This window comes from Streptomyces sp. NPDC003635 (assembly GCF_053587635.1).
The window spans coordinates 61256-67610 of sequence record NZ_JBSFOK010000046.1; the positions used below are offsets into that span (position 1 = coordinate 61256).

5 protein-coding genes are annotated in these 6355 nt (G+C 72.5%); 2 read left to right on the top strand and 3 right to left on the bottom strand.

Translation table 11 applies throughout. From position 1 onward, the window contains the following. Genes ACWDRW_RS32320 through ACWDRW_RS32330 form a run of 3 tightly spaced genes read right to left on the bottom strand, consistent with a single transcriptional unit; the run spans position 1 to position 3911 of the window. Entirely contained in the window at positions 1 to 2067 is a 2067-nt protein-coding gene (locus ACWDRW_RS32320; protein ID WP_451729439.1) for an iron ABC transporter permease, read from the bottom strand. A gap of 3 nt (positions 2068 to 2070) precedes the next feature. Beyond that, on the bottom strand, positions 2071 to 3057 hold the full coding sequence (locus ACWDRW_RS32325) for an ABC transporter substrate-binding protein (RefSeq protein ID WP_451729441.1): 987 nt from the start codon (positions 3055 to 3057) through the stop codon (positions 2071 to 2073). Beyond that, positions 3054 to 3911: an ABC transporter ATP-binding protein gene (locus ACWDRW_RS32330; RefSeq protein WP_451729444.1), complete on the bottom strand. Its 858-nt coding sequence runs from the start codon at positions 3909 to 3911 to the stop codon at positions 3054 to 3056. Before ACWDRW_RS32330 ends, ACWDRW_RS32325 begins: the two co-directional genes overlap by 4 nt. Before the next feature lie 216 nt (positions 3912 to 4127). Between ACWDRW_RS32330 and ACWDRW_RS32335 the strand changes: the two genes are divergently transcribed. Next, positions 4128 to 4892 carry an IclR family transcriptional regulator gene (locus tag ACWDRW_RS32335; protein ID WP_451729447.1) on the top strand — a complete coding sequence of 255 codons (765 nt, stop codon included), beginning with the start codon at positions 4128 to 4130 and terminating at the stop codon, positions 4890 to 4892. A gap of 173 nt (positions 4893 to 5065) precedes the next feature. Continuing rightward, positions 5066 to 6265, top strand: coding sequence for a MalY/PatB family protein (locus tag ACWDRW_RS32340; RefSeq protein ID WP_451729450.1), 1200 nt, complete (start codon positions 5066 to 5068; stop codon positions 6263 to 6265). Positions 6266 to 6355: the final 90 nt, after the last annotated feature.

Here is a 6355-nt window from a genome sequence, read left to right on the forward strand (position 1 = left end):
CTAACGGCGGCTGCGCACCAGCAGGTACAGGAAGTACGGGGTACCGATCACCGCGGTCACCATGCCGGCGCCGAGCTGGGCCGGCGCGATCACGGTGCGGCCCAGCAGGTCCGCCGTGCACACCAGGGCGGCGCCGAGCAGCATGGCCACCGGTACCACGCGGACGTGCCGGCGGCCCACCAGGGCTCGGGCCGCGTGCGGGGCGACGAGGCCCACGAAGCCGATCGTGCCGGCGGCGGCGACGGCGGTGGCGCTCAGCAGGACGCCCAGGACGAGGAAACCGAGGCGCCCCCGGGCCAGGTCCAGGCCCAGCAGTCGCGGGGTGTCCTCGTCGAGCGACACGAGGTCCAGCTCCCCACGCCGCAGCACCGCCACGGCCGTACCCAGCGCCACCACGACCGCGAGCGGTACGACGTCCGGCATGGTCCGCCCGTAGGTGGAACCGGACAGCCAGGTGAGGGCCTTGACCGCGTTGAACGGGTCGGTGAGCACGATCAGCAGGCTGATCAGCGCGGTCGCGGCGGTGGCGACTCCGATGCCGACGAGCACCAGCCGGTTCTGCTGGAACCCGTCCCGCGCGGCGAGCCCGAAGACGATGACGGAGCTGACCGCGGCGCCCGCGAACGCCGCACCCGCGAGGCCCCACGACCCGGCCAGTGGCACGGTCGTCACCAGCAGGACGGCGCCGAGCGCGGCCCCGCCGGAGACGCCGAGCACGGCGGGCTCGGCGAGCGGGTTGCGGGTGACGGCCTGGATCAGCGTCCCGGACAGGGCGAGGGCGGCACCGGCCAGCAGCGCGGCGAGGACCCGGGGCATCCGGGTGTCGAGCACGAAGGAGACGGTCTGACCCGCTCTGCCCTGCGCCCAGTTCACGACGTCGCCGAGCAGCAGCTTGGCGTCGCCCAGCAGTACGGCGGCGATCGTCACCCCGACCAGCACCACCGCCAGGACGACCGTGACGGTGACGAACACGGCGCGGCTTCTGATGCGCAGCCGGTCGGGCGCGGCGGCGGCCTCGGTGTCCTTCAGCCGGACCGCCATGCCGACCAGGAACACCGCGCCGACGAGGCTGGTGACGACGCCCGTCGGCACGGCGACCGCGAGGTCGGCCGGCACCAGGGAGCGCAGCAGCACGTCCGAGCCGAGCACGAGGGCCGCGCCGGTCAGCCCGGTGACCGGAAGGCTCACCCGGGTCCGGGCGAAACCACGGAACCTGCGGGCGAGGGCCCGTACGAGGGCGGGGGCGCACAGGCCGACGAAGCCGATCGGCCCGGCCAGGGTGACGGAGGCGGCGGACAGCAGCGCCGCGAGCACGACCGCCGTGATCCGGGTGGCGCGGACCGGCACTCCGAGGCCGCGGGCGGCGTCGTCGCCGAGGGCCAGCGCGTCGACCCGGCGGGCGACCAGCAGCAGCCCGAGGAGGCCGACGACGCCGAGGGGCGCCATGCGGACCACGCCGTCGAAGCCGTTCTGGCCGATGCTGCCCTGGTTCCACTGGTAGAGCCCGTGGGTCTCCTCGGGGAACAGCAGGAGCAGCCCTTCGGTGACCGCGTTCAGGCCGAGCATCAGGGCGGTGCCGGCGAGGACGAGGCGCACCGTGCCGGTGCCGAGGCCGGACAGACCCAGTACGACGGCAGCCGCGGCGAGGCTGCCGAGGAGGGCGACGCCGGAGGAGGCGAGCAGGGGCAGTGAGACGCCGGTGACGGCGACCAGCCCGAGGGCCAGGTAGGAACCGGCGTTGACGGCGAGGGTGTCGGGGGACGCGAGCACGTTGCGGCTGACGGCCTGGAGGGCGGCGCCGGCCATGCCGAGCATGGCGCCGACGAGGATCCCGGCGGTCATCCTGGGCAGCCGGGACTCGATGACGACGGAGGCGTCGCCCGCCTCCGCCTGCCCGGTGAACGCCTTCCACACCTCGGAGGCACCCACGGCGGCCGTGCCCTGCGTGATGTCGACGACCGCGAGGGCGGCGACGATCAGGACCAAGCCGGCCGTCACCGCGGCCGCGCCCGTCCGGGACGTGGCCGCCGACGGACGGGTGGCGGGGGTTGTCGCGGTGACGGCCATGGGCTACTTCGTCAGAGCGGCGACGACGGAGTCGACGTACTGGTTCATCGACTCGGGACCGCCGAACATCCAGATGCCATCGGGCAGCCGGTGGACGTTGCCCTTCTTCACGAACGGCAGCGAGGTCCACACCTTGTCCTTGGCGAGGGCGTCGGTGAAGGGGGTGCTGCTCTTGTCGCCGTCGTTGCCGATGTAGGCGAAGTGCACGTCGTCGCTGAGCTTGGTGAGCCCCTCGACGTCGGTGGAGCCGAGGCCGTAGCTCTCATCGCCCTTGACGGTCCAGTCGTTCTTCAGACCGAGCCGCTCGTTGACGGCACCGATGAGCGAGCCGCTGGTGAAGGGGCGAATGGAGACCTGGTTGGAGATGTCGTAGCCGTCGGCGAAGGCGTACTCGGCGCCCGCCAGACCCGCGTCGGCGAGGGCCTTCTTGCCCTCGGCGAGCTTGGCGTCGAACGCCTTCTTGATCTTGTCGGCCTGCTCGGTGGTGCCGGTGGCCTTGGCGAGCAGGTCGAGGTTCTCGGTCATCTGCCCGATCGGGTCGGCGGCGTCGGCGGACTTCACCTCCACCACCGGCGCGACCTCGCGCAGCTGCTTCACCGCGGCCGGCGGCAGGTCGGTGCTGGCGACGATGAGGTCCGGCTTCAGGGCGGCGATGGTGTCCATGCTGGGCTCGCCGCGGGTGCCGATGTCCTTGGGCTCGTTCTTCAGCGGAACCGCCTGGTCCCAGGTCTTGTATCCCTTGACGTCAGCGACGCCGACGGGCTCCACACCGAGCGACACCAACAGCTCTACCTCGTGCCACTCGGTGCCGACGACCTTCGTCGCGGGGCCGTCGAGTTCGACCTTCTTGCCGGAGGCGTCGGTCAGGGTGACGGGCTCGGCCGACTGGGAGGCCTTGGCGTCGTCGGCGGCGGGCTCGGTGGTGCCGCAGGCGGACAGGGCGAGCGCCGCGGCGGTGGCGGCCGCCGCGGTGGTCAGGAGTCGTCTCATGAGGGTGTGCTGAGCCTTTCGCTTCGCGTGTGGTGCCGGCCGATCGCGCGGGTGCGCAGCCGGCCCGTGAGGGGGTCGGTGTCGACTTCGATGCGGATGCCGTAGGTGGCGGTCAGCCGCTGGGCGGTGAGGACGTCGTCGGGGAGGCCGTCCGCGACGATCCGGCCCTCGTGCAGCAGCACGATCCGGTCGGCGAGGGCGGCGGCCTGGTCGAGGTCGTGCAACACCGCGCCGACCGCGATCCCGTGGTCGTCCGCCAGATCGCGGACGAGGTCGAGGAGTTCGATCTGGTAGCGGAGGTCGAGGTAGGTGGTCGGCTCGTCCAGGAGCAGTACGCCCGTTTCCTGGGCGAGGCAGCCGGCCAGCCAGACGCGCTGGAGCTGGCCTCCCGAGAGGTGCTCGGCGCCGCGCTCGGCGAGGTCCGCGACGCCGGTCATGGCGAGGGCGCGGTCCACCGCGGCGGGTCCCTCCGGGTCCGCCCTGCCCCAGCGGCCCCGGTAGGGGTAGCGGCCGAACTCGACGACGTCCCGCACGGTCAGGCCGCTGGGCGTGGGCCGGCCCTGCGTCAGAAGGGCCACCCGGCGGGAGAACTCACGGGAGGTCAGCGCCAGGCCGTCCGTGCCGTCGACCGTGAGGGTGGCGGTACGGGGCCGCTGCAGCCGCGCGACGGTCCGCAGGAGCGTCGACTTGCCGCTGCCGTTCGGGCCCACGAGCACGGTCACCTGGCCGGGTCTCAGGGTGAGCGACGCGTCGTGCACGACGTCGACACCCTCGTAGGCCACGGTGACCTCCGTGGCCGACAGCTCATGACCTCGGGGACGTATGGCCGCGGAGATCTCTTCACCTGATCGCACGCGCTAAAGGTTAGCCTAACCTAACCCGACCTTGTGAAGCCCCCTACACGTCTCTTCACAAGGAGAAGACCGGCCAATGTGAATCCAGACGGCCGTCAGGCGCGGCCGGGGTCCCGCAAGGCGTCGATCCTGGATCGGGCGAGGGCCGTAGGGAATCGCTTCTCCTGAGAGGACAGGTAAATTCCGGAGGGCGGAACCTGAACGGAGAGCCGGGCCATGGACAAGCCTCTCAAGACGCCACCGCCGTATCCCATCGCCAGCGTGGACCACGCGCTGCGGGCGGCGACGATCCTTCAGCTGGAGGGCGGTGCGACGGTGTCGGAGATCGCCGAGCGGCTGGGCGTCGCCCGGTCGACCGCGCACCGGCTGCTCGCGATGCTGGTCTACCGGGACTTCGCCGTGCGGGACGAGGACCGCGGCTACCGGGCGGGACCGGTTCTGGAACTGGCCGCGCACTCCCAGTCCCTGGTCGCACGGCTGCGCGCGGCTTCCCTCCCCCATCTGCGCCGGGCCGTAGACCTCCTGGACGAGACCACGAACCTGATCGTGCGCACCGGCGACACGGCCCGGTTCATCGCCAGCGTCGAGTGCGGCCAGGCACTGCGGGTCGGCTCCCGGGAGGGCATGGTGTTCCCCGCCCACCGCACGACGGCGGGGCTGCTGCTGCTCGCCGAGCTCCCGGACGAGGAGCTGGAGGAGGTGTACGCCCCCGACCGCTACCGGGACCGCCCTGCGGACCGCCCCGAACTCAAGGGCCTGCGGACCGAGTTGAGGCGCCTGCGCCGCAATGGCTTCGCCCTCAACCGGGAGCGCTCCGAGCGCGGCCTCGTCGCCGTCGGCGTACTCGTCCGCGACCGGGACGGCACGGCCGTCGCGGGCCTGTCGGTGTCCCTGCCCAGCGTCCGCTACGACCCCCAAGGGCTCCGGTCCCTGGTGGCCACGCTCAACGCGACGGCTCGGGCGCTGGAGCGGGATCTGTGATGCTCCGGGCCGCCCTGCCGACCGCAGCCGACTCCGCCGCAGGCCGGACACAGCCCACGGGGTGACCTTGCCGCGCCCAGCTTGCGCGGTCGCTTCGGGGGCAGGGCTGCGAGATCGCCAGGAGGCGCGATCGAGGCGGACGCCAACTGGCGCCCCTCGCCTACCTTTTGCTCATGGACAAGGACGAGCGCGACATACATGTGCCCGACAGCTCCAGTCCGTTGCGCCAGGTTCCCCTGGAGCAGTTGCGCCGACGTACCAGCATGAAGTGGCGCACCCACCCCGAGGACGTGCTGCCGCTGTGGGTGGCCGAGATGGACGTACCGCTGGCCGAGCCGGTCGCCCGGTCGCTCACCGAGGCGGTGGCGCTCGGTGACACCGGCTACCCGGCCGGGACCGCGTACGCGCAGGCGCTGGCCGAGTTCGCGCGCGAGCGGTGGGACTGGGACGGGCTCGCGGTGGCGCGCACCGCGATCGTGCCCGATGTGATGCTGGGCATCGTCGAGATGCTCAAGCTGGTCTCCGGACCGGGCGATCCGGTCGTCGTCAACTGCCCGGTCTATCCGCCGTTCTACCAGTTCGTCGGGAGCCTGGGCCGGCCCGTCGTCGAGGCTCCGCTCGGCGAGGACGGACGGCTCGACCTCGCCGTACTGGAGGAGACCTTCCTGGCGCTCGCCGAGGGCGGGGGCCGTCCGGTGTACCTGCTGTGCAGCCCGCACAACCCCACCGGGGCGGTGCACACCGCGACCGAGCTGACGGAGGTCGCGCGGCTGGCACGGACGTACGGCGTACGCGTGGTCGCGGACGAGATCCACGCCCCGATCGTGGCCGCGGGCACGTCCTTCGTGCCGTACCTGAGTGTGCCGGGCGCGGAGAACGGGCTGTCGCTGATGTCGGCGTCCAAGGCCTGGAACCTCGCCGGGCTCAAGGCCGCCCTCGCGACAGCCGGGCCGGGCGCGGCCGACGACCTCGCCCGGCTTCCCGAAGAAGTCAGCCACGGCCCCAGCCACCTGGGCGTCATCGCCCATACGGCGGCCCTGCGGGACGGCGGGGACTGGCTCGACGCCGTCCTGTCCGGCCTCGACGACAACCGCCGGCTGCTGCGGGATCTGCTGTCCGAGGAACTGCCGGGCGTACGGTACCGGCCCGGTGAGGGCACCTACCTCGCGTGGCTGGACTGCCGGGACCTGGGCCTCGGCGACGACCCCGCGAGCGTCTTCCTGGAGCGCGGCAGGGTCGCCCTGAACTCGGGTATCCCCTTCGGCACCGGCGGCGCGGGCTTCGTCCGCCTGAACCTGGCCACCTCACCGGAGCTGGTCACGGAGGCGGTGCGCAGGATGGCGGCGGCCGTGGACCGGACGGCGTGTGACTAGTGCCGCGTCAGGCAACGTTTGCCCGTCAAGGAGCGGCGTCCGGTGCGTGCTCTCGGCGTGCCGGGTGCAAGCCCTCGTACTGGATGTACT

Bases quoted from the DNA above. Each gene is read 5' to 3' on its own strand.
- ACWDRW_RS32320 (WP_451729439.1), bottom strand. From the start codon at position 2,067: ATGGCCGTCACCGCGACAACCCCCGCCACCCGTCCGTCGGCGGCCACG.
- ACWDRW_RS32325 (WP_451729441.1), bottom strand. From the start codon at position 3,057: ATGAGACGACTCCTGACCACCGCGGCGGCCGCCACCGCCGCGGCGCTC.
- ACWDRW_RS32335 (WP_451729447.1), top strand. From the start codon at position 4,128: ATGGACAAGCCTCTCAAGACGCCACCGCCGTATCCCATCGCCAGCGTG.
- ACWDRW_RS32340 (WP_451729450.1), top strand. From the start codon at position 5,066: ATGGACAAGGACGAGCGCGACATACATGTGCCCGACAGCTCCAGTCCG.